This window comes from Synechococcus sp. RS9916, assembly GCF_000153825.1.
Taxonomy (GTDB): domain Bacteria; phylum Cyanobacteriota; class Cyanobacteriia; order PCC-6307; family Cyanobiaceae; genus Synechococcus_C.
Window position 1 is genome coordinate 502,361 of the sequence record NZ_DS022299.1, and the last position, 21,145, is coordinate 523,505.

Below are 21,145 nucleotides of genomic sequence, written 5' to 3' on the forward strand. Positions count from 1 at the left end.
TCACCCGGCCCGGCGTGCTCAGCACCCGGGTTTTTTTCTGCTTCCCATGGTGAATGCCTCCCTCTCCTGGCCCCAAATGCTGGAGCATCTTCTTCAGGGCGGAACCCTGACAGAGGGGGATGCCTCCGCCTTGATGGAGGCCTGGCTGGCTGAAGATCTCACCCCTGTTCAGACCGGAGGGTTCTTGGCGGCGCTGCGGGCACGGGGTGTGGATGGCACAGAACTGGGCGCTATGGCGCAGGTCTTGCGCAAGGCTTGCCCTCTGCCTGGAGCCCGGCCTGAGTTGTTCATGGTCGATACCTGCGGCACCGGAGGCGATGGTGCTGACACGTTCAATATCTCCACTGCTGTGGCCTTCACCGCAGCGGCCTGTGGTGCGGTCGTGGCCAAACATGGCAACCGCAGCGCCAGCGGCAAGGTCGGTTCAGCCGACGTGCTCGAGGGGCTTGGCCTGCAGTTGAAAGCCCCTGCCTCAAAAGTGGTGGAGGTGCTCAGCAACACCCAGGTGACGTTCCTGTTCGCACCGGCCTGGCATCCGGCCTTGGTGAATCTGGCTCCCCTGCGCCGCAGTCTCGGGGTCCGCACTGTGTTCAACCTCTTGGGACCTCTAGTGAACCCCCTTCAGCCCAATGGACAGGTGCTGGGGGTGGCGCGGGCAGACCTGCTCGACCCCATGGCGGAAGCGTTACGACGCCTGGGGCAAGAGCGCGCTGTGGTGGTGCATGGATCTGGTGGCCTCGATGAAGCGTCTTTGGCTGGTGCCAATCACGTCCGCATCCTTGAAGGGGGTGCGTTGCGCTCTGAACAGATCAGTCCATCCGATCTCGGTTTGCAGGAGGCGCCCCTCGCTGCACTGCAGGGCGGCGACCTGAACGACAACGCCACCATCCTGCGCGAGCTGCTGCAGGGGCGGGGCACGGTTGCCCAGCAGCAGGTGGTGGCTTTCAACACCGCCTTAGTCCTATGGGTCGCAGGTGTGGAGATGGACCTGAAGGCCGGTGCCCAGCGGGCTCTGAGCTGTCTCGCAGAAGGGCGGCCCTGGGAGCGTCTTGAGAGCTTGCGCGAGGCCCTGAACGGCGGGGAGGAACAATAAGGAAACGAATTGATCCACAGAGGGTCTGCTTGCCCATGACTTCCGCCACCCCAACGGTCCCAGCGGTGCTGGTGCTTGCCGATGGCACTGTGTTTGAGGGACTGGCATGTGGCAGCCGCGGCAGCGTGGTGGGTGAAGTGGTCTTCAACACCGGGATGACCGGCTACCAGGAGGTGCTCACCGATCCCAGTTATTCCGGTCAGCTGGTCACCTTCACCTATCCGGAGCTGGGCAATACCGGTGTCAATGCCGAGGATCAGGAGGCCGATGTGCCTCACGCCCGAGGTCTGATCGCTCGCCAGCTCGCGCCCCTGCCAAGCAATTGGCGGTGTTCGCAGACCTTGCCGGAGTGGCTTGATCAGCATGGTGTTGTGGGTATCCATGGCATCGATACCCGTGCATTGGTGCGCCATCTGCGCGACACCGGAGCCATGAATGGCGTGATCAGCTCGGATGGTCGCTCCCCCCAGGTGCTGTTGGAGGAGCTGAAATCGGCACCCTCCATGCAGGGCCTCAACCTCGCTGATCGGGTTAGTACGGCGGAGCCTTACACCTGGACCTCAGCGTGTGCCGCCAGCTTTGATCAGCGGCTCAAGCCCCGCCCCGAGCATCCCTATCGCGTTGTTGCGATCGATTTCGGGATCAAACGCGCCATCCTTGATCGCCTGGTCGGCCATGGCTGCGAGGTGACTGTGCTGCCAGCATCCAGCTCCCTTGAGACCGTGCTCTCCCATGAGCCGGAAGGCGTTTTCCTGTCCAACGGACCTGGAGACCCCTCAGCGGTCACCGGAGGCATTGCCCTGGCCAAGGATTTGGTGGAGCACAAGTCACTGCCCCTGTTTGGTATTTGCCTGGGCCACCAGATCCTTGGTCTTGCCATGGGTGGCACCACCTTCAAGCTGGATTTTGGTCATCGCGGCCTCAATCACCCATGCGGCACCACTGGACAGGTGGAAATCACTAGCCAGAACCATGGTTTTGCCATTGATGCCCAGACACTGCCGGCCAGTGTTGAGGTGACCCATCTCAACCTCAACGACCGCACCGTGGCGGCGATGGCCCATCGCGAGCAGCCTCTCTTTGGGGTGCAGTATCACCCAGAAGCCAGCCCTGGCCCCCATGATGCCGATCATCACTTCGGCCGTTTTGTTGCTCTTATGGCAGAACGTCGCTGATGGTGGTCCGCCCAGTTCAAGCTCCCTACACTTCGGCCTAACAAGCCATGGGGGCCTGGTCCCATCACTGAACTGCAGCGACTCACCGTTTCTCTGCGTGGTGGCTTCGAGCAGCGTGACAACTGCCTGTTGTTCCATTTCACAGGGCAGCTTGATGCCTACTCCGAGAAACAGTTCCTGACCTACGTGTCGGATGTGCTCAAGGCCAACACCTCTTCATTGGTGATCGACCTGAGCAAAATTGACTTTATGGATTCCTCTGGCCTTGGAGCCATGGTGCAGCTGGCCAAGCTGTGCAACGACGCCAAGCGGGGTTTTTCAGTGGTGGGCAACGCCCGGGTCGCCCAGACTGTGAAGCTGGTGCGTCTCGAAGAGTTCTTGCACCTGGTGCCTGACCTGGAGAGCGCCTTCAGCCAATTGGCAGCTTGAGCGACTGGATTCGATCCCAACTGGGGCGCGGTGGTGGCGACGAGTTAGGGCCTCTCCAATTGGCTTGGCTTGGTGATGCAGTTTGGGAATTGCACCAGCGTCTACGTCATTGCCGTCGTCCTGGTCGCGCAGACGACCTACACAAGGCTGTGGTCGCTGAGGTCAAGGCTGATGCCCAGGCGGCTGTGTTGGAGCGTCTAGAGCCCTTGCTGAACGATCAGGAAATCGATTTGGTGCGCCGTGGGCGTAACCGGGCAGGCCGCGGCCCGCGGCGAGGGGAGGCTTCGGTTTATGGCCGGGCCACGGGATTTGAGACAATGGTTGGCTGGCTCTTTTTGCAGAATCCAGCACGGCTTGCCGAGCTTTTGGATCGACTGGATGAGACCGAAAACGACCTGTCATAGCCCCCGTTTCGACCATGAGTTTCCGTTCTGATCGCCGTTCTTCAGGCGATGGCCGCCCCTATGGCGGTGGCAATTCCTCCGGCGAAGGCCGGTCCTACGGAGGCGGTCGTCCTGGTGGTGGCCGATCAGGGGGTGGTCGTTCAGCTGATGGGCGTTTTGGCGGTGGACGCCCCGGAAGCCCCCGCTCTGGCGGTGGTGGGCGTCCTTTCCGTGGGGGACGACCGGATCAGGACCGTCGCTTTGACCGCGATGGTGCTCCCGGCGGGAAGAGTCGTTTTTCCCGTGACGATCGCGCTGAGCGTGGTTCAGAGCAGGGCGGCCGGGGTCGATTTGATCGCTTCGATCGCAAGTCTTCAGCGGGTCGGGGTGGCCGTTTCGAGGGGAAAGGCCGTTTCGAAGCCAAGGGGCGTTATGAGTCCAAAGGCCGTTTTGATGGTCAAGACCGTTTTGAACGCCGGGATCGCTCCGAGGAGCGTGGAGAGCGCTTCGGTGGTGATCGCTTCGAACGGTCGGGATCCCGGTTCGGTGGGCGCTCCGATCGCGGCGGTTCATCCCGTCCCGAACGTTCCCGTCCAGGCCGTCATGACTTTCGGGGCGGCTCGCGCCGTGGTGGCTGGAACCGGGACGAGGCCCGTCAGGCTTTTGCACCGGATCATCGCCAGGGAGAGGAGTTAGCCCATACCCCTGATGCCCAGGCCGATGACATGCTCTGGGGCCGCCATGCCACCCAAGCGGCCCTCGAGGCCGGGCGCCCGATTCACCGCATCTGGTGCACGTCTGAACTGCGCAGCTCGCCCAAATTCCTCCAGTTGCTGAGAGAAGCCAAGTCGTCAGGGGTGTTGGTTGAAGAGGTGACCTGGGCCCGTCTGGGTCAGCTCACCGGCGGGGCTGTCCATCAGGGCATTGCTCTGCAGACCGCTTCGGCCGACACCCTCGATCTGCCGACCTTGGTCGAAGGTTGCGCCGCTCTGGGTGAACCGCCTCTGCTGCTGGCGCTGGATGGCCTCACCGACCCCCACAACCTCGGCGCCATTGTGCGTTCCGCTGAGGCTCTTGGGGCCCATGGTGTGGTGCTTCCCCAGCGACGCAGCGCTGGCCTGACCGGCTCGGTGGCCAAGGTGGCAGCGGGTGCCCTTGAGCACCTTCCCGTGGCTCGGGTGGTCAACCTCAACCGTTCGTTGGAGACCCTCAAGGATGCGGGTTACCGGGTGGTGGGCCTCGCCGGTGAGGGTGATGTGACCCTGGCGGAGGCTGATCTGGAGGGGCCGTTGGCGATCGTCACTGGATCCGAGGGGCAAGGCCTGTCGCTGCTGACGCGCCGTCACTGCGATCAGTTGATTCGCATACCTCTGCGTGGGGTGACCCCCAGCCTCAACGCATCGGTGGCCACGGCGATGTGTCTGTATGAGGTCGCGCGTCGGGGCTGGATGAAGGATCTCAAGGGCCAGGCACCCTCGCCTCCGATTGTTCGCCCTCGCTGCCCCTCCCAGGTTTCGGAACCTTCTGTTGTTCCCACCGAGTCTGCAGACGCTGCTCCCCAGGTCGATGACGCTTCCATGGACCAACCCGTTGCTGAAGAAGTGGCGCTGGTTTTGGATCGGCAAGAGTCCAAAGAGCCCGCCATGGCTCCCCCCCACTTCCAAGACAGCGTGGATCTCTGATCCAGGCGCTCCCGATGGGCGAACGCCGCGGGCCGCAAAGCAGGGCACAATGTGCGAGCTCTGCATCATCTGCTGATGGGCCCCCTGATCAGGCCGCTGCGTAGTTTCGCCAACGGTCTCGGATTGGCGTGGTGGGGCCGGGTTCAGACCCAGGGTCCTGATGTGACCTATTGGTTTGGTCCGTTTGTCACACGCAAAAGTCTGGAGAGCCAGCTGCCCTCCTTCCTGGAGGATCTGGCCTCTGAGTCACCTGCCCACATCTCCCACAGCTGTGTGCGCTGCCGCCGCGGTGAGCCCTTCACCATCAGTGCCGACGACGGCTGATAGCGTCGCTGCTGTGTAGCAGTCCCTTTCGATGGCGATCGCCGAGTGGCGTCAGCAACTGGAGAGCGGCCAGGTGTCGGCCCGTGAACTCACGGACCATCACCTTGCGCGCATCGACGCCGTTGAGCCGACCCTCCATGCCTATCTGGAGGTGACCGCTGATCGTGCCCGCGCCGACGCCGATCGCATTGATGCCGCCCGCAGTGCGGGCGAGGACCTTCCCCCTTTGGCTGGAGTGCCTCTCGCCATTAAGGACAATCTCTGCACTAAGGGTGTTACCACCACATGTGCCAGTCGCATGCTCGAGGGGTTTGTCCCCCCCTATGAGTCCACTGTGACCAGCAAGCTCTGGGATGCCGGAGCTGTGTTGCTCGGCAAAACCAATCTCGATGAGTTCGCCATGGGCGGATCCACCGAAACTTCGGCCTTCGGGCCCACGGCCAATCCCTGGAACGTGGATCACGTGCCTGGCGGTAGCTCCGGTGGCAGTGCTGCGGCTCTTGCGGCAGGCGAATGCATGGCGTCTCTGGGCTCCGACACTGGTGGGTCCATTCGTCAGCCAGCGTCCTTCTGCGGTGTTGTGGGGTTGAAGCCCACCTATGGCCGCATCAGCCGTTATGGCCTTGTGGCCTTTGCCAGCTCGTTGGATCAGGTGGGTCCATTCACCTCCAACGTCGCGGATGCAGCTGCGCTGCTGCAGGTGATGGCTGGTCATGATCCACGGGATTCCACGTCGCTGAAAGCACCTGTCCCGGACTACAGCGCAGCGCTGGGCAAGCCGATCACTGGCCTGAAAGTGGGTCTGGTGCGGGAGTGTTTCGAGCAGGAGGGGCTTGATGCTGAAGTCAAGGCTTCTGTGATGGCTGCAGCCCAGCAGTTGCAGGCGCTCGGCGCCGAACTCGTGGATGTCAGCTGCCCCCGCTTCACGGACGGCATCGCGACGTACTACGTGATTGCCCCTTCCGAGGCATCCGCCAATTTGGCGCGTTACGACGGCGTCAAATACGGATTCCGTGCTGACGATGCCGAGAGTCTTGCCGCCATGACGGCCAGCAGCCGCGCGCAGGGATTTGGTAGCGAAGTGCAGCGGCGCATCCTGATCGGTACCTATGCCCTGTCGGCCGGCTATGTCGACGCCTACTACAAAAAAGCGCAGCAGGTGCGCACCCTGATTCGTCGTGACTTCGACGCGGCGTATCAGACGGTCGATGTGCTGTTGACACCAACGGCGCCGACCACGTCCTTCCGCAACGGTGCCCACGCTGATGATCCTCTGGCCATGTATCTGGCCGACCTGTTGACCATTCCGGCCAACCTGGCTGGGTTGCCTGCGATCAGCGTTCCCTGCGGTTTCAACAGCGCTGGTTTGCCGATTGGTGTGCAGCTCATCGGCAACGTGCTGGATGAGGCCCGATTGCTGCAGGTCGCGCATCAGTACGAGCAGTCTGCTCAGGTGATGGCATCGCGCCCTGAAGGGGCTCTGGTCCCAGCCTGATCAGCTGAATCTGATCCCTGCTTTCCCGATGCCCCCCCATATCTGGGGGGTCTTTTTATGCGGGACCCTCCATCTTGCGTAGCCCCTTAGGCTGGGGGTATGGCTTTTGTCCCTCTCCATAACCACAGCGATTACAGCCTCCTGGACGGGGCATCGCAGTTGCCGCAGATGGTGGAGCGGGCCAAAGAGCTGGGCATGCCAGCCCTCGCTCTCACCGATCACGGTGTGATGTATGGCGCGGTGGAGCTGCTCAAGCTCTGTCAAGGCACCGGCATCAAGCCGATCATCGGCAATGAGATGTACGTGGTGAACGGGTCCATCGATGACCCGCAGCAGAAAAAAGAGCGTCGTTATCACCTGGTGGTGCTGGCCAAAAACGCCACCGGATATCGCAATCTGGTCAAGCTCACCAGCATCAGCCATCTACGCGGCATGCGAGGACGTGGGATTTTCTCCCGGGCTTGCATCGATAAACATCTGCTGCAGCAATACAGCGAAGGGCTGATTGTGGCCACCGCCTGCCTTGGTGGTGAAATCCCCCAGGCGATCATGCGCGGTCGCCCCGAGGTGGCACGGGATGTGGCGCGTTGGTATCAGGAGGTGTTTGGTGACGACTTCTATCTGGAGATTCAGGACCACGGCTCTGTGGAAGACCGGATCGTCAATGTGGAGATCGTCAAGATCGCCAAGGAGCTCGGCATTGGCCTGATCGCCACCAACGACGCGCACTACCTCACGCGCAACGACGTGGAGGCGCACGATGCCTTGCTGTGTGTGCTGACGGGCAAGCTCATCTCCGACGAAAAACGCCTGCGGTACACCGGCACGGAGTTCATCCGTAGCGAGGAAGAGATGGGTCGGCTGTTCGTCGACCATCTGGATCCAGCAGTGGTGCAGGAAGCGATTGCGACCACTGCTGAGGTTGCGGAAAAAGTCGAGGATTACGACATCCTCGGGCGTTATCAGATGCCCCGCTTCCCCATTCCCGATGGCCACACTCCCGTGAGCTATCTCAAGGAAGTGACCGAGCAGGGCTTACGTGACCGGCTATCCCTGGCTGAGGGTGCGTCCATCGATGCGGTCTACGCCGAGCGTCTGGTGTACGAGCTGGGCGTGATGGAGCAGATGGGTTTTCCCACCTACTTCTTGGTGGTCTGGGATTACATCCGTTTTGCTCGCGAGCAAGGCATTCCCGTCGGCCCTGGCCGCGGCTCTGCTGCGGGGTCATTGGTGGCTTATGCCCTGGGAATCACCAACATCGACCCTGTCAGTAATGGCTTGTTGTTCGAACGCTTCCTCAATCCAGAGCGCAAGTCGATGCCTGATATCGACACCGACTTCTGCATTGAGCGCCGTAGTGAAGTGATCGACTACGTCACCCGGCGCTACGGCGACGACAAGGTGGCGCAGATCATCACGTTCAACCGCATGACGTCAAAGGCGGTGCTGAAGGATGTGGCGCGGGTGCTCGATATTCCTTATGGCGATGCAGATCGTCTCGCCAAGCTGATTCCCGTGGCCCGCGGAAAGCCAGCCAAGTTGGCGGCCATGATTGGTGAAGAGTCGCCCAATCCCGACTTCCGTGAGAAGTATCAAAACGACCCCGTGGTCAAGCGTTGGGTCGACATGGCGATGCGAATCGAGGGCACCAACAAAACTTTTGGTGTGCACGCTGCTGGTGTGGTGATTGCCGCGGATCCGCTCGATGAGCTGGTGCCGTTGCAACGCAACAACGATGGTCAGGTGATCACCCAGTACTACATGGAAGACGTGGAGTCGATGGGACTCCTGAAGATGGATTTTCTGGGGTTGAAAAACCTCACCATGATCGACAAAACCCTCGAGCTGGTGGAAGCCAACTTCGGGGAAAGCATTGATCCCGACAAGTTGCCGCCGCAGGATCCCGACACATTCGCCCTGCTGGCGCGCGGTGATCTGGAAGGCATCTTCCAGCTCGAGTCGAGCGGAATGCGTCAGATCGTGCGGGATTTGCGCCCTTCTTCGCTGGAAGATATCTCCTCAATCCTTGCGCTCTACCGACCTGGACCGCTTGATGCTGGTCTGATTCCCAAGTTCATTAACCGCAAGCACGGCCGCGAAGCGATCGACTTTGCGCACCAGGCCCTTGAGCCGATCCTGCAGGAGACCTACGGGATCATGGTGTATCAGGAGCAGATCATGAAGATCGCTCAGGATTTGGCCGGTTACTCGCTGGGTGAAGCGGATCTGTTGCGCCGCGCAATGGGTAAAAAGAAGGTCTCAGAGATGCAGAAACATCGCGGCATCTTTGTGAAGGGAGCGAGTGAACGGGGGGTCGACGAAAAGATCGCCGATGAGCTCTTCGATCAGATGGTGCTGTTCGCGGAATACTGCTTTAACAAGAGCCATTCCACCGCCTACGGCGCGGTGACCTATCAGACCGCCTATCTCAAGGCTCACTATCCGGTGGCCTACATGGCTGCACTGCTCACGGTGAATGCCGGAGCGAGCGACAAGGTGCAGCGCTACATCTCCAATTGCAATGCCATGGGCATTGAGGTGATGCCACCCGATGTGAATGCCTCCGGCATCGACTTCACTCCGACAGGCGATCGCATCCTGTTTGGACTTTCGGCAGTCCGCAATCTCGGGGATGGAGCGATTCGCCACTTGATCGCGAGTCGTCAGGAGGATGGGCCGTTCGAGTCGTTGGCGGATGTCTGTGATCGTTTGCCTTCTTCTGTGCTCAATCGCCGCAGCCTTGAGTCGTTGATTCACTGCGGCGCTCTCGATGCGCTGGAGCCCAAGGCCAATCGTGCCCAGTTGATGGCGGATCTGGATCTTCTGCTCGACTGGGCCTCCTCCCGTGCCAAGGATCGTGAAAGTGGCCAGGGCAATCTGTTTGATCTGATGGCGGCGGCCACCGCTGCGGAAGGAGAGGGTGCCAACGACCTCAGCATGGCGCCCAAAGCCCCTCCTGTTCCGGATTATCACCCCACCGAAAAGCTGCGCCTGGAAAAGGATCTAGTGGGCTTCTACCTGTCGGATCACCCCCTCAAACAGCTCACCCCACCGGCCAAATTGCTCGCGCCGATTGGCTTAGGCAGCCTGGAAGAGCAGGCCGACAAGGCCAAAGTCAGTGCGATTGCGATGGTGAGTGAATACCGGCAGGTCACCACGCGTAAAGGCGATCGGATGGCAGTGCTCACCCTCGAAGACCTCACCGGCAGCTGTGAAGCTGTTGTGTTCCCCAAGAGTTATGCCCGTCTGTCAGACCACCTGATGGCAGAAGCTCGTCTGCTGGTTTGGGCGGCGGTTGACCGACGGGATGAACGGGTGCAGTTGATCGTTGACGATTGCCGGGCGATTGACGACCTGCAGCTGTTGCTGGTGGAGCTGGCTCCGGACCAGGCCAGCGATGTGGCTGTGCAGCACAAGCTGCGTGAATGTCTCCATGCCCACAAGCCTGAGCAGGATGAGTTGGGCGTCCGTGTGCCTGTGGTGGCTGCCGTTCGTCATGGCAGTGAGGTGCGTTATGTGCGCCTTGGCCCCCAGTTCTGCGTACGCAACGCCGTCGCTGCTGCCAGCTATCTGCAGGAGCAGGCGTTTACGGCCACCACCAAGGCTGTCTTCAGTGGAGCGGTGCCGGTCTGATCGCTTGTTGACAACAAAAAAGTCACCGGAGCGCCAGCTCCGGTGACTCGAGTCTTGACCTGATCGTCACCTCAGTTCGATGCTTTTTGGGCTTTCATCGAGCTGCGCATTCGCGCAATGTTGGGCTTGATGTGCTCGAGGCCAAGCAACGTGCCGGGCTGAGGTTCCCAGCTGGCAGACAACACGCCGTAGCTCAATCCCACCAATCCCAGCAGGAAGCAGGCCCCAGAACTCACCAGCGTGATGCCAGGAGGAATGTCGAGAATTTGTTTGCTGACCAGTAAATAGCTGATCACAAAAACAGCCATACCCATCACCGAAGGCACACCAGTGGCAATCGCAACGCGTCGCGCCATGCGATTGGCCACAGCCTTGGGGATGGGCTGGGAGTTCACTGCCTTGGACTGACCAAGGCTTTTGCTGCTGTCATCGGCCGACCGTCGGGGTTCAAACGGCAACAGTTTGCGAGGGTCGGCCATGGCAAAGAAACGAAGGCGATGCGGCGGATCAGCCGCGGATGCCCAGCTTGCCAATCAGATCGCTGTAGCGTTGCTCGCTCTTGCCACGCACGTAGGAGAGCAGGCGCTTGCGGCGACCAATCATCTTCAGCAGACCCTGACGGGATGAAAAGTCGTGAATGTTCTTCTGCAGGTGGTTGCTGAGCTGCGAAATGCGCTCGGTCAGCATGGCCACTTGCACCTCAGCCGATCCGGTGTCGGTGGCGTGGGTTTGGTGGGTGTTGATCAGCTGCTGCTTTTGAGTGGTATCGAGCGACATGCGCGGCGTCTGGCCCTGACAGTGCAAACAACCAATTTACCTCCTCATGGGCCCCTAAGCCGTAGCCCGGCTCAGCCAGCGCAGGCTTTCCCGCAGCCAGGCGTCATGATCGCCGGCAGCAGGGGGCTCAGCAGCAGTCGCCACAGCGCGCATGGCTCTTCGGATTTCCAGGTCTTCGTAACCAAGGGCTTCGAGTGTTTGCTGCAGTTCCTGGAGAGGGTCGCCTTGCAGCGGCAGGGCTTTGAGATCGCTGCGGTCGACCAGTGACAGACCATCGTCCGCAGGGGCGCGCCAGCTGCCCAGGCGATCGCGCAATTCCACCGCCAGCCGTTCGGCTGTGCGTTTGCCCACGCCCTGAGCCTGGGTGAGCTGACGCAGATCGCCCTCCACGATGGCGTCCACAAGGGCCGTGGCCCCACAGCTTTCGAGCAGGGCGAGGGCCATTTGTGGCCCAACCCCGTTCACGCTGATCAGGGTTCGAAACAGGTCGCGTTCCCGCTTCTCAAGGAAGCCGTAGAGCATGCAGCCGTCCTCCCGTTGCACCTGATGGATCCAGGCGGTGCACTGGCGTTCCGCTTCCAGTCGCGTGCGATGTCCGCTGGTGAACTGCACCTCGTAACCCACACCGCCGCAGGCGATCACAAGGCCCTGGCGCCCCCCTTGGACCCAACTGTCAATCCGTTCCCCTTGCAGCCAGCCGATCATGGGGTTGTTCCTGATGCGCTCCATGCTGCCTGACCTGTCGAGCCTGGCCCACCTGCAGCGGCTTGGCCAAACCTTGATCCGCCGGGGGATAGCCCTGATCTGTGCCCTGGTCATCGGGGTTGGACTGACCGCGTGTAGTGCGGCTGATCAGCCTCCCCGTCTGGTGTTGTTGAAAGCTCTGGGGCTGCAGATTCAGCTCACCCAGACAGCGATCGCTCGCTCTTTAGACCTTGAGGCTGACGGTGACCCTGAGGTGAGCCGGGTCCGCGTGGAAGAGCAGGAGTCGATGCGCCTGGGGGATCACAAGGGGGTGCATTTGACCGGGCGCTTTGACTGGCGACTGCCCGGAGATCGTGTTCGGGTCGACAGTCCGTTTGAACTGTTTCTCGAACGGGGGGAGCGCGGCGAAAGCTGGCGGTTGGCGCAGCCCTCCGGATCGAGTGATGGCAGCAGTCAGGACTGGATCACCTATCCCTTGCCACTCGAGCCGAGCTGAGGCTGACGGGCACTGAGGCTAATCAGGGTCGCTCCCAGCACGCAGATTGCTCCGAGCACCACAGCTCCCGTAATGGGTTCAGCGAAAAACAGCACACCCCAGAGGCTTGCGAACACGACCTGCACGTAGTTGATCGATGTGGCACGGGCAGCGGGCAGAGCTGCGAGTCCTTCCGTCAGCCAGATTTGACCCAGCTGAGTGAACAGGCCCACACCGACCAGCCACAGCCATTGCTCAGGGGTCGGCCACATCGCTTGACCCCAAAGAAACGGAAGTGTCGCGGGTACAGAGACCAGTGGGAAATAGAACACGATCACCAGCGGATGTTCCCGCGCTGACAGCTGGCGCACACTCACATAGGCAAGGGCGGTGAGCAGTGCGCCACCGAGTCCAAGGGCCACGGCTGTGGCCGTCAGGTCTGGGATGGCAGGCGCCGCCGCTCCACCGAGCCACTCCGGCTGCACCACCAGCATCACTCCGATCCAGCCCATCAGCACCGCCAAGCCAATGCGGCGGCGGATCGGTTCCCCCAGTAACAACCAGGCGCTCAGAGCCGTGAGGGTTGGGTAGGTGTATTGCAGCAAGGTGGCCGTTGCTAATGGCAGACGGGCCAGGGCTTCAAAAAAACAGAGCAGGGCGGTGGTGCCGAGCACGCCACGCACGAACAGTCGTCCCCGCTGCTGACCCCAGGGGGAGACGCGGACGCGTCGGAGCATCACCAGGGTGATCGCGATGCTGATCAGGGACCGCACCAGCACGATTTCCGCAACAGGCAATGCGCCGCCGAGATGCTTGACGCAAACGGTCATCAGGCTGAAGGCCAGTGCGCAGAGGATCAACAGGCCGCAGGCCCGCCACTGCTGCGCTGACTGACTGCCGCGGATTGCCTTCAGCAGTGCTTGCATCCGTGCCTTGCAGATCAAGGGCCAACCTTCGCACCGCACCCTGGACTCCCGTTCGGCACAAGCTCTCGCAGAATGGTCCGATGGCGACACCCCGTCTTCACCCCCGCACGATCGACGCCGTCAAGGAACGGGCCGACATCGTTGATGTGGTGGGAGAGCACGTGGTGCTCAAGAAAAAAGGTCGTGAATTCGTTGGCATCTGCCCGTTCCACGACGACAGCAAGCCGTCGATGACGGTGTCACCGGCCAAGCAGTTTTATTACTGCTTCTCGTGCGGGGCCGGTGGCAACTCCATCAAGTTTCTGATGGAACTTCAGCGCCAGAGCTTCAGCGATGTGGTGCTGGAGCTGGCGCGCAAATACCAGCTGCCGGTGGAAACGGTGGATGGCCCCCAGCAGGAGCGGCTGCGCCAGCAGTTGTCGCGCCGCGAAAAACTCCACCGGGCGTTGGCCTTGGCCTCGGGCTGGTTTCGCACCCAGCTCCGCACTGCGGCGGGCCAGGGAGCGCTCCAGTATTTGCGTGAAAGCCGTGGGCTCTCGGAGGCGACCCTTGACGCCTTTGAACTCGGCTACGCCCCAGACCAGTGGGATGGCCTGCTGAAGCATCTGCAGCAGGTCGAAGGGTTAAGCCCCGAGATGCTCGAGGCCGCCGGACTGGTGGTGCCGCGTAAGGGTGGCAATGGTTTCTACGACCGTTTCCGTCATCGCGTGATGGTGCCGATCCGCGACCGTCAGGGTCGGGTGATCGGCTTCGGTGGTCGCAGCTTGGATGGCGCCGAGCCCAAATATCTCAACTCTCCAGAGACGGAGGTGTTTGAGAAGGGCAAGCACCTTTTTGGTCTTGATCGGGCCGCCAACGCCATCCGCAAGGACGACCGAGCGGTGGTGGTGGAGGGTTATTTCGATGTGATTGCTCTCCATGCAGCGGGGATCACCAATGCGGTGGCGTCCCTCGGAACTGCTCTGAGCAGCCAGCAGATCACCCAGCTCTGCCGATGCAGCGATGGCAAGCGCATCGTGCTCAATTTCGATGCCGATGGTGCCGGGATCCGAGCAGCCAATCGGGCGATCGGTGAGGTGGAGCAGCTCGCCCTGCAGGGGCAGTTGGAGCTGCGGGTGTTGCACCTGCCGTCCGGTAAGGATCCCGATGAATTCCTCAAAGACCATGGCGCCGGCGACTACCGGGCTCTGCTCGATCAGGCACCGCTCTGGCTCGACTGGCAAATCGAGCAGGTGCTGGAGGGTCGCGACCTCGCCAAGGCCGATCAGTTTCAGCAAGGGGTGAGTGCCCTGGTGGCACTGCTGGGCAAGTTGCCCCCATCGGCGATCCGCACCCATTACCTCCAGCAAGTGGCCGAACGCCTCAGTGGTGGCCAGGGGCGTCTGGCGCTTCAGCTGGAGGACGACCTGCGTCAACAGGTGAAGGGTCAGCGTTGGCATGGCCGTTCCGCCCGCTTTGAGCAGCCAGGCGAGTCGAGTCAGCGCGAACGCTCTGAGGCCGAGATCCTGCGCCTTTATCTCCATTGCCCCTCCCATCGCAGCGCCATCCGCCGTGAGCTGCGTCAGCGGGAGCTGGAGGATTTCGCCCTCCAGCACCATCGGCTGTTGTGGGCCTCGCTGACCGATCTGGAGGAAACCAATATTGGTGCCGGTCGGCTTGAGGCCGTCAGTCGCGGGCAGGACAGCGGCGATGAACTGGCTGACCTCGATCTCCCCCGTCTGCTGACCGATCAATTGCTGCTGGAGAACAGCGCGTTGGTGTCTCGGTTAACCCCTTTGTTGGAGCCGGGGGAGCTGCAGCTCCTGGCCTTGGCGAATCCGATGCAGCAGCTGCGCGGCACGGCGGCAATGCTCGAGCGCCAGAAGAGTCTCAAGCGTTGCCGCCATCTGCTGGAGGCTTGGGGTGGGCAGCGGCTGCAGACGTTGGAACGTTGCATCGCCTCGCTGATCGCGCAGGAGCAGGACCAGCCGCAGACGCTTGCCAACATCGACATGGAACAGCGCATTCAGGCCTTGTTCGACGACCTCAACGCCGATGCCCTTCGCTTTCAGGAGCTCTATTACAGCGAGCGCAAACACATTGCCCATCTCGATGAGCAGCGCTGTGCGGGCTATTCCGGACCTCAGGAGACTCCGGGGGGAGCCGCAGCCTGAGGCTTAGCGGGGCCGGCTCAGCGCTTTGATCAGAGCGGTGTCGTTCATTGACTCGAGCTCAAGGGCTTGCCACTGCTGTTGCCAGCCGCGTACCCGCACGGCCAGTCGTTGCTGATAGCGCTCGGAGAGTGCGGCTGGTGCGAGTCCCATCGCCACCCCTTTGCGGATCACCGTCGCGGCAAGCGCCCCGCTTTCGAGCGCTCGGTCGATGCCATGGCCTTGATGGGGGTCCACCAACGCTGCTGCATCTCCCGCGAGCAGGATTCCAGCTGATGACTGGGGTGCCGTAGTGGGGTGGATCACGGGGATGGCCATCGTCTGGATGGTTGACGTGTTGTGATGGCTCGCCTCGACTGCGGAATGATCCCAGTCGTGATTAAGGGTTTGGATCCATTGGCGAGTGCGCTCCATTAAGTCCCTGCCCCTGATCGGTAAGTCGCCATGGCGATTCACCATGGCGGCGACGCCGCAGTTGAACCCGCCTGGAACGGCGAAGGCCCAGGCATAGGTCGACTCTCCGGGCCAGAGGTAGTGGAGGCGTGACCGCGGTTGAGCTTGAGCGCTGCTGGTCTGGGACTCGTGCGGCGTCAGATAGCAACGACTGGCCAGGGCCTGAAGAGAGCGTGGTCGGGCTGGGTTGCTCTGTCGCTGAATGGCGGAGGCTGCTCCGTCGCAACCCACCACCACTGGCGTGGTGATGGCAAAGCGTTTGAGGGGCTTGCCTTCGCGGGTTCGGATCCGTCCGCGCACCTGCCACCGCTGGATCGCCTGGTCCCACCTCAGGCTTTCCACTTGCCAGCCAAACTCCATTGGCAGCTGGCGTTCCCTGCAGCGTTCCACCAGCCAGTGGTCGAGGTCATGGCGCCGAACGGTTTGGAGGCATGCTGTGCTCGACAGGATGGCCCCGCGTTCCGCAAGCCATCCCTGACCGGTCAGCCCTTGGTCATAACCCCGGGCTCTGACGCTGCCCCGCTCTTCCAGAGAGCTGCGGCACTGCAGCTCTGGGGACGTTGTAAGTAGCCCCAGATGCTGGACCAGGGTCTGGGCGCCGAGGGGCAGGGCATCGCCACAAATTTTGTCGCGGGGAAAGTGGGCACGATCCAGGGCCAGCACCTCCAGGCCGCTTCCTGCCAGTGCCATCCCACAGGCTGCACCTGCTGGGCCCAGGCCAACGATCAGCACCTGCACCTGTCGACTCTCTTGTTGTGGTTTTGCACTCATGGATTGGGCTGCAGCGGCTGATCCAGACGGTTGTGGGTGAGGACCCGAAGCAGGTGCATGGGTTCACGCGACACGCTGCCGGCGTGCAAGAGCGCCTCCAGCTCCCGCGCCCGGGCGATCACCATTTGGCAGGCCTCACCGTGGTGCTGAGGATCCAAGGTCTGGAGGTAGACGTGGGCGCGGGCGTCGTCGCGCAGACCGCCATCCGCGTTGAGGCCAAGGCTGTTCAGGAATAACGCAGCCTTGAACTGTCCTAGGGCCGCCAACATGCCCAGGGCATCAGCAATCAGCTCATCAAACAGGTTGATGCGCATTTCGCCCACAAGCCGTTTGCAGGCGATATGGGTGAGTTCATGCTCCAGTCGCCAACGCCTGGAGCGTTCGATCCAGTCCTCGTCTGACAGGTCTCCAGGGATGCATGAGGCAGGTAGGGAGCTGTAAGGCGCCTCATGCAGCATCAGCAGTTGACAGCGCTGCTCCCGCCCGATGTCGCGGATCAGCCCCCAATGAATCAGCCCCGCCACAGCCTGGGCGTGCACTGTGGCTTGGATGCTGGCAGGTTCACAGCGATGGGCCAGACAGCGCACGGCAAGCACGAAATCGGTTTGTGCTCGGAAGTGAATCACCGGGATCGATCCGCAGGGGTGCGGGGCCAGGCTGATGGTGATGCCTGCGGGGTCTTCCAGTTGGGGAGCCGCCCGCTGATCCGCAGGACTTGCGGCTTCGCCCTGCAACACCAGGCGACGGTAAAGCTCGCTGCTGGCAGCTCCCCGCCGCGGCGTGATCCAGAGCTGCGGTAGGTGCTCCCGCAGTGCATCGAGGGGGGCGCTGTGCTGGCGTTGGTTATGCCTTTGGCTGATCCATTCCGCCCACCAGAGATCCTGCGCTGCGCGGGGCAGGGGCAGGTCCGGCCAGGCTTGATCACTCCCGCAGAAGTCGCTGCAATAGCGCTCAAGCGAAGGCATGGAGGCTTGGATGTCCAGTGCTGTTGGTCTAGTCCCGCTGCTCCGGCTGCGCCCGCGGGTCGCCGGGATTGGATGATGGCCCAATCGGTGGCTTCGGCTGCTCCGTTCCGTTTGGTGGTTGGCAATGACGGCCTTTCTTGAAGCGTTCTGGCACGGCGAAGGCATTGGCGACGGCGGTGATCTCGAAGAAGCCCTTCAGGCCTATGTCGAGGTCAAGCCCGACGATGACGATTGGCCAGCGGCCTGTGCTGCTGAGGGTGCTGAACCACGGATTGAGCGCTTCGCGTCGTTTGAGGCCTATCTCGACAACGAGGATGCCCTGGAAGTCATCCCCGTGAGTGCGCAGATGATCGTTGATGCCCTCGCACAGCGTTCAGCCTGATGGTGGAAGCGTCCTTCGAGTTCTCGGCCTTTACTGCCGTGAATCACCTCTGGCCGGCGTTTGTTGATCAGCTTGGGGTGGTGAAGTCTCAGCAGGCGGTTCGTCAGGCGTTGGATTTGCAAGCCATGCACGGCAAGGACGGCACGGTGCCGGTCTTGTTTGTTGAAACGTGCGGAATCGCCCTGGCCAGTTCGGTTCTCCTGCGGGAGGAAACAGGCTTGAACGCCCATGGCGGCGGCATGGTGCTGCTTGTGTCCAAGCGGGCCCAAGAGCTTCAGTTGATCTGGGGCGTCTAAGACCCTGCTGTTTTTCTGGCGGTGGGTGTTGCGCTGATGGATCAGTGCCGGCAGCCTGCGGCTGATGTCGTTGAAGGGTTGGGATGACCTCCTCCAGTGCAGGGGTGCAGAAGGTGGCGATCATTGGTGGTGGTGTTGCCGGCCTCACGCTCGCCCTTGCCCTCCAGCGGCATGGCATCCGCGTGTCGGTGCATGAGAAGTACGACCATTACCAGAGCCAGTCGACCGGTTTCCTGATCTGGAGTTACGCCATCAAGATCCTGCAGGACCTTGATGTGCCGGTGCAGAACTTCGGGGCACCGCTGGAGGTCTTTCGCATGCACGGCCGCAAGGGGCAGCCCGTGGTCGATATGCCCATTGGCGATGTATCCCGTCGCAATGGTGCCGAGAGCTATGAGGTCAACCGCCGGCGTTTGTCACAGACCCTGGCGGCCATGGTGGGCAACGATCTCGTGCTCGGTCAGGAGTGCGTCTCGGTGGTGAACCATCCCGGACACGCCACGGCCCATTTCGCTGATGGCAGTTGTGTGGATGCCGATGTGGTGATCGCCTGCGATGGCGCCAACAGTGCCCTGCGCCAGCAGATGTTTCCCGATGTGCGCCTGCGCATGCTCGGTTCTGGAGGCTGGATCGCTGTGATTGACGCGATTCCGGAGGGGCTTGAACCAGGCGTGCAGATGGATTTTTGGCTTCCTGGCTGCAAGGCGGGGGTGGCTCAGCTTGGCCATGGTGAAACCCGCTGGTATGTGGCGTTCAACACCATCCAGCCGCAGGCTGACGTGGCCAAAAAAGAGCAGATTCAGCAGCAGATCAAGCGTGTGCCGGAGCTGCTTCAGCGTTGTCTGGAGCTGACGGATGAAGAGCAGATGGTCTTTACCCAAGCAGGTGATCTATTGGCCTTGTCACCGTGGTACCGCGATCGTGTTCTGCTGATTGGCGACGCTGCTCATGCCACCAGTCCCTACGCCGGGATGGGGGCCTGTTCTGCCATTGCGGATGCAGCCGTTCTGGCCGATTTGATCGCCTCAGGCCGTCCTGTCGCTGAGATCTTTCAGTGCTTCGAGGCGGCGCGTAAGCCTGCCGCTGATGCTGTGATCAAAGAGTCGCGTCATGGCCTGGATCGCTCCACCTGTGGTGGTCTGCGCAGTTGGATGCGCGATTTGATGTTCGCCAACATCCCCAGTCCCAAGCTCGATCAGATCGTGGAAGACATGGTCACCGGGCGCTGATGCCAGTCCCACCTTCGGCTGGGCTCAGGCCCGCACCACGGGCACGTCGCTCAGCCGGGTTGTGCAGGCCTGCCCCAGCCGATCACGGCGCATCATCCAGCTTGGGGTCATGCCGCAGGCGGCCCAGGCCACGGTGCCGCTGCCATAGCGGCGATTGAGGCCGTCAATCGTGGCCAGCAGAACCTCCCGGCGCTGGAGATCGGCGGGGTCGCATGGGGTGAGCAGGTGTTGTTGCAGGTGGTGGATGCCCTGCAGGTGTTGCATCAGCACCCCAGCTTTGGCGAGTGGGCGGTGCGGCTGAAAAATGCGTGCCACCAGAGGCAGTGCTGCCTTGAGCAGCACCGTGGTGTCGTTGCTGGGTAGGTCGAGTTGGCGGCTGGCAGAGCGGCTGTAGAAGCCTGGGCTGAATGGACTGGTGCGGGTATAAATCGTCAGGGCTGCGGCGCGTTGCCCCTGCTTGCGCAGCTTTTCGGCGGCCCGCACCACGTAGGTGGCGATCGCTTGTTGCAGTTCCTCGAGGCTGGTGACCGGTCGGCTGAAGCTGCGGCTGACGCAGGTTTCCTGTTTGGGGGAGGGGGCCAGGGCGAGGGGCAGGCAGGCATGGCCCCTGAGCTCCCGTTGCAGGCGCCAACCCACCACGCCGGCTTTGGCTTTCAACACACCGGTGGGCATGTCGCGCAACTGACGGGCGTTGGTGATGCCGCGGCCGCGGCACCAATGGGCGAGTTTGCGACCAATGCCCCACACGTCTTCGATGGCGATCGTTTCCAGCCAGGGGTCGGGGTCGCCACAGTGCCCCAGGTCAAACACGCCGGCATGGGCTGGGATGCCTTTGGCCAGTTGATTCGCCAATTTGGCCTGGCTTTTGCTTGGGCCCAGCCCGATGGCGATCGGCAGGCCCAGGTTGTGCTTGATGCGGGCTCGCAGTTGCCGCGCCCATCCCCTGAGATCGCCGTCCACGGGCCGGGTCAGGCATGCGAAGGCTTCATCGATGGAATAGATCTCCAGGTCTTCCGCCTGTTGCTCCAGCAGGCTCATCAGCCGCTGGCTCATATCGGCGTAAAGGGCGTAATTGGAACTGCGCACCACCACGTTCAGGCGTTCGAGATCATGCCGCGCTTGGAAAAACGGTGTGCCCATGGCGATGCCCAGTGCTCGGGCTTCAGCGCTGCGGGCCACGATGCAGCCGTCGTTGTTGGAAAGCACCACCACGGGTTTGCCTTGCAGCGCCGGATCGAGACTCTGCTCACAGGAGGCATAGAAGTTGTTGGCGTCGATCAGCGCCGTGGCCTTGGCCATCAGAGTGGATGAATCACGTGCACAGCCACGCCCCAGATCTGCACATCGGTGCAGTGATGCAGATCCAGACAGGGGTAAGCGGGATTGGCGGCTTCCAGGTGCAGCCCGCGTTGATCGCGCATCAACCGCTTGAGCGTGAAGGCCCCGTCGAGGATCGCCACCACGATGCGTCCGGGCCGGGGATTGAGGCTGCGGTCGACCACCAGCAGGTCGCCGTCATGGATGCCGGCACCGATCATGGAGTCACCGCTGACGCGCAGAAAAAAGGTGCTGCTGGGGTGGCGGATCAGTTGCTCATTGAGGTCGATGCCGACATCCACGTAGTCGTCGGCAGGTGACGGGAAACCGGCCGCCACGCGCTCCCCGGCCAGGGGAATGGCCAACGGGCGTCGTTGCGCTCGCAGCGGTAACGGCGTGTTCTGAACGTCCACGGCACGAACACCTCCTTCCTGTTAATAGTACAGATGTTCTGCTGTGTTGGTGGGGGTGGGTGCCGGAAGATG

21 protein-coding genes are annotated in these 21,145 nt (G+C 62.0%); 13 read left to right on the top strand and 8 right to left on the bottom strand.

All coding sequences use genetic code 11. The features are described from left to right. The first annotated feature begins 46 nt into the window (after positions 1 to 46). The 8 genes from trpD to RS9916_RS02805 all read left to right on the top strand — a co-directional run bounded on the left by trpD (position 47) and on the right by RS9916_RS02805 (position 10,214). A complete protein-coding gene (gene trpD / locus RS9916_RS02770) occupies positions 47 to 1,093 on the top strand; it encodes an anthranilate phosphoribosyltransferase (RefSeq protein WP_007097696.1) in 1,047 nt (348 codons plus the stop codon). 35 nt (positions 1,094 to 1,128) lie between these two features. Beyond that, on the top strand, positions 1,129 to 2,268 hold the full coding sequence (gene carA / locus RS9916_RS02775) for a glutamine-hydrolyzing carbamoyl-phosphate synthase small subunit (protein WP_007097697.1): 1,140 nt from the start codon (positions 1,129 to 1,131) through the stop codon (positions 2,266 to 2,268). Positions 2,269 to 2,340: 72 nt separating this feature from the next. Beyond that, complete coding sequence (locus tag RS9916_RS02780; RefSeq protein ID WP_071961544.1) at positions 2,341 to 2,697, top strand: STAS domain-containing protein; 357 nt, start codon at positions 2,341 to 2,343, stop codon at positions 2,695 to 2,697. Further along, positions 2,694 to 3,101, top strand: coding sequence for a ribonuclease III domain-containing protein (locus RS9916_RS02785; protein ID WP_007097699.1), 408 nt, complete (start codon positions 2,694 to 2,696; stop codon positions 3,099 to 3,101). Before RS9916_RS02780 ends, RS9916_RS02785 begins: the two co-directional genes overlap by 4 nt. 14 nt (positions 3,102 to 3,115) lie before the next feature. Then, positions 3,116 to 4,762, top strand: a complete 1,647-nt coding sequence (gene rlmB, locus RS9916_RS02790) for a 23S rRNA (guanosine(2251)-2'-O)-methyltransferase RlmB (RefSeq protein ID WP_007097700.1) — start codon at positions 3,116 to 3,118, stop codon at positions 4,760 to 4,762. Between the two features lie 75 nt (positions 4,763 to 4,837). Then, positions 4,838 to 5,086, top strand: coding sequence for a DUF1816 domain-containing protein (locus RS9916_RS02795; RefSeq protein ID WP_038024084.1), 249 nt, complete (start codon positions 4,838 to 4,840; stop codon positions 5,084 to 5,086). 31 nt (positions 5,087 to 5,117) lie between these two features. Then, positions 5,118 to 6,581 carry an Asp-tRNA(Asn)/Glu-tRNA(Gln) amidotransferase subunit GatA gene (gatA, locus tag RS9916_RS02800; RefSeq protein WP_007097702.1) on the top strand — a complete coding sequence of 488 codons (1,464 nt, stop codon included), beginning with the start codon at positions 5,118 to 5,120 and terminating at the stop codon, positions 6,579 to 6,581. 99 nt (positions 6,582 to 6,680) lie between these two features. Next, positions 6,681 to 10,214, top strand: a complete 3,534-nt coding sequence (locus RS9916_RS02805) for a DNA polymerase III subunit alpha (protein WP_007097703.1) — start codon at positions 6,681 to 6,683, stop codon at positions 10,212 to 10,214. Between the two features lie 71 nt (positions 10,215 to 10,285). Here RS9916_RS02805 and RS9916_RS02810 read toward each other — a convergent pair whose 3' ends face one another. The 3 genes from RS9916_RS02810 to ruvA are packed head-to-tail and all read right to left on the bottom strand — an operon-like array spanning position 10,286 to position 11,696. Next, complete coding sequence (locus RS9916_RS02810) at positions 10,286 to 10,693, bottom strand: PAM68 family protein (protein ID WP_007097704.1); 408 nt, start codon at positions 10,691 to 10,693, stop codon at positions 10,286 to 10,288. A 28-nt stretch (positions 10,694 to 10,721) separates the two neighbouring features. Continuing rightward, entirely contained in the window at positions 10,722 to 10,991 is a 270-nt protein-coding gene (gene rpsO / locus RS9916_RS02815) for a 30S ribosomal protein S15 (RefSeq protein ID WP_007097705.1), read from the bottom strand. 54 nt (positions 10,992 to 11,045) lie between these two features. Next, positions 11,046 to 11,696: a Holliday junction branch migration protein RuvA gene (ruvA, locus tag RS9916_RS02820; protein ID WP_038023139.1), complete on the bottom strand. Its 651-nt coding sequence runs from the start codon at positions 11,694 to 11,696 to the stop codon at positions 11,046 to 11,048. A 22-nt stretch (positions 11,697 to 11,718) separates the two neighbouring features. On the opposite strand from ruvA, the gene RS9916_RS02825 reads away from it, so the two are divergent. Then, positions 11,719 to 12,192 (top strand): hypothetical protein, encoded by a 474-nt coding sequence (locus RS9916_RS02825; RefSeq protein ID WP_007097707.1) that lies wholly within the window; start codon positions 11,719 to 11,721, stop codon positions 12,190 to 12,192. Here RS9916_RS02825 and RS9916_RS02830 read toward each other — a convergent pair. Next, a complete protein-coding gene (locus RS9916_RS02830; protein WP_038023142.1) occupies positions 12,165 to 13,097 on the bottom strand; it encodes a DMT family transporter in 933 nt (310 codons plus the stop codon). The two genes, RS9916_RS02825 and RS9916_RS02830, sit on opposite strands and share 28 nt — an antisense overlap. Positions 13,098 to 13,177: 80 nt before the next feature. Between RS9916_RS02830 and dnaG the strand changes: the two genes are divergently transcribed. After that, complete coding sequence (gene dnaG, locus RS9916_RS02835; RefSeq protein WP_007097709.1) at positions 13,178 to 15,250, top strand: DNA primase; 2,073 nt, start codon at positions 13,178 to 13,180, stop codon at positions 15,248 to 15,250. A gap of 3 nt (positions 15,251 to 15,253) precedes the next feature. Here dnaG and RS9916_RS02840 read toward each other — a convergent pair whose 3' ends face one another. Beyond that, positions 15,254 to 16,471: an NAD(P)/FAD-dependent oxidoreductase gene (locus RS9916_RS02840; RefSeq protein WP_007097710.1), complete on the bottom strand. Its 1,218-nt coding sequence runs from the start codon at positions 16,469 to 16,471 to the stop codon at positions 15,254 to 15,256. Beyond that, the gene (locus RS9916_RS02845; RefSeq protein WP_007097711.1) at positions 16,468 to 17,436 is read right to left on the bottom strand and encodes a hypothetical protein; all 969 of its coding nucleotides are present in this window, start codon (positions 17,434 to 17,436) and stop codon (positions 16,468 to 16,470) included. The genes RS9916_RS02840 and RS9916_RS02845 overlap by 4 nt, the downstream gene beginning before the upstream one ends. Before the next feature lie 124 nt (positions 17,437 to 17,560). On the opposite strand from RS9916_RS02845, the gene RS9916_RS02850 reads away from it, so the two are divergent. The 3 genes from RS9916_RS02850 (at position 17,561) to RS9916_RS02860 (ending at position 19,343) form a co-directional block, all read left to right on the top strand. Next, positions 17,561 to 17,818: a hypothetical protein gene (locus RS9916_RS02850; RefSeq protein ID WP_007097712.1), complete on the top strand. Its 258-nt coding sequence runs from the start codon at positions 17,561 to 17,563 to the stop codon at positions 17,816 to 17,818. Further along, complete coding sequence (locus RS9916_RS02855) at positions 17,818 to 18,114, top strand: hypothetical protein (RefSeq protein WP_007097713.1); 297 nt, start codon at positions 17,818 to 17,820, stop codon at positions 18,112 to 18,114. The genes RS9916_RS02850 and RS9916_RS02855 overlap by 1 nt, the downstream gene beginning before the upstream one ends. Positions 18,115 to 18,197: 83 nt before the next feature. Then, complete coding sequence (locus tag RS9916_RS02860) at positions 18,198 to 19,343, top strand: NAD(P)/FAD-dependent oxidoreductase (protein ID WP_007097714.1); 1,146 nt, start codon at positions 18,198 to 18,200, stop codon at positions 19,341 to 19,343. A gap of 24 nt (positions 19,344 to 19,367) precedes the next feature. Here the strand turns inward: RS9916_RS02860 and RS9916_RS02865 are convergent, their stop codons facing one another. Both RS9916_RS02865 and RS9916_RS02870 read right to left on the bottom strand, forming a co-directional pair. Continuing rightward, on the bottom strand, positions 19,368 to 20,642 hold the full coding sequence (locus tag RS9916_RS02865; RefSeq protein ID WP_007097715.1) for a Y-family DNA polymerase: 1,275 nt from the start codon (positions 20,640 to 20,642) through the stop codon (positions 19,368 to 19,370). Further along, a complete protein-coding gene (locus RS9916_RS02870) occupies positions 20,642 to 21,073 on the bottom strand; it encodes a LexA family transcriptional regulator (RefSeq protein WP_038023144.1) in 432 nt (143 codons plus the stop codon). Before RS9916_RS02870 ends, RS9916_RS02865 begins: the two co-directional genes overlap by 1 nt. Positions 21,074 to 21,145: the final 72 nt, after the last annotated feature.

Coding starts and splice junctions, on each gene's coding strand:
- RS9916_RS02865 (WP_007097715.1), bottom strand. CDS start 20,642: ATGGCCAAGGCCACGGCGCTGATCGACGCCAACAACTTCTATGCCTCC.
- RS9916_RS02830 (WP_038023142.1), bottom strand. CDS start 13,097: ATGCAAGCACTGCTGAAGGCAATCCGCGGCAGTCAGTCAGCGCAGCAG.
- RS9916_RS02860 (WP_007097714.1), top strand. CDS start 18,198: ATGACCTCCTCCAGTGCAGGGGTGCAGAAGGTGGCGATCATTGGTGGT.
- RS9916_RS02795 (WP_038024084.1), top strand. CDS start 4,838: ATGGGCCCCCTGATCAGGCCGCTGCGTAGTTTCGCCAACGGTCTCGGA.
- RS9916_RS02845 (WP_007097711.1), bottom strand. CDS start 17,436: ATGCCTTCGCTTGAGCGCTATTGCAGCGACTTCTGCGGGAGTGATCAA.
- ruvA (WP_038023139.1), bottom strand. CDS start 11,696: ATGATCGGCTGGCTGCAAGGGGAACGGATTGACAGTTGGGTCCAAGGG.
- dnaG (WP_007097709.1), top strand. CDS start 13,178: ATGGCGACACCCCGTCTTCACCCCCGCACGATCGACGCCGTCAAGGAA.
- RS9916_RS02805 (WP_007097703.1), top strand. CDS start 6,681: ATGGCTTTTGTCCCTCTCCATAACCACAGCGATTACAGCCTCCTGGAC.
- RS9916_RS02810 (WP_007097704.1), bottom strand. CDS start 10,693: ATGGCCGACCCTCGCAAACTGTTGCCGTTTGAACCCCGACGGTCGGCC.
- gatA (WP_007097702.1), top strand. CDS start 5,118: ATGGCGATCGCCGAGTGGCGTCAGCAACTGGAGAGCGGCCAGGTGTCG.
- trpD (WP_007097696.1), top strand. CDS start 47: ATGGTGAATGCCTCCCTCTCCTGGCCCCAAATGCTGGAGCATCTTCTT.
- rpsO (WP_007097705.1), bottom strand. CDS start 10,991: ATGTCGCTCGATACCACTCAAAAGCAGCAGCTGATCAACACCCACCAA.
- RS9916_RS02840 (WP_007097710.1), bottom strand. CDS start 16,471: ATGAGTGCAAAACCACAACAAGAGAGTCGACAGGTGCAGGTGCTGATC.
- RS9916_RS02850 (WP_007097712.1), top strand. CDS start 17,561: ATGACGGCCTTTCTTGAAGCGTTCTGGCACGGCGAAGGCATTGGCGAC.
- rlmB (WP_007097700.1), top strand. CDS start 3,116: ATGAGTTTCCGTTCTGATCGCCGTTCTTCAGGCGATGGCCGCCCCTAT.
- RS9916_RS02825 (WP_007097707.1), top strand. CDS start 11,719: ATGCTGCCTGACCTGTCGAGCCTGGCCCACCTGCAGCGGCTTGGCCAA.
- carA (WP_007097697.1), top strand. CDS start 1,129: ATGACTTCCGCCACCCCAACGGTCCCAGCGGTGCTGGTGCTTGCCGAT.
- RS9916_RS02855 (WP_007097713.1), top strand. CDS start 17,818: ATGGTGGAAGCGTCCTTCGAGTTCTCGGCCTTTACTGCCGTGAATCAC.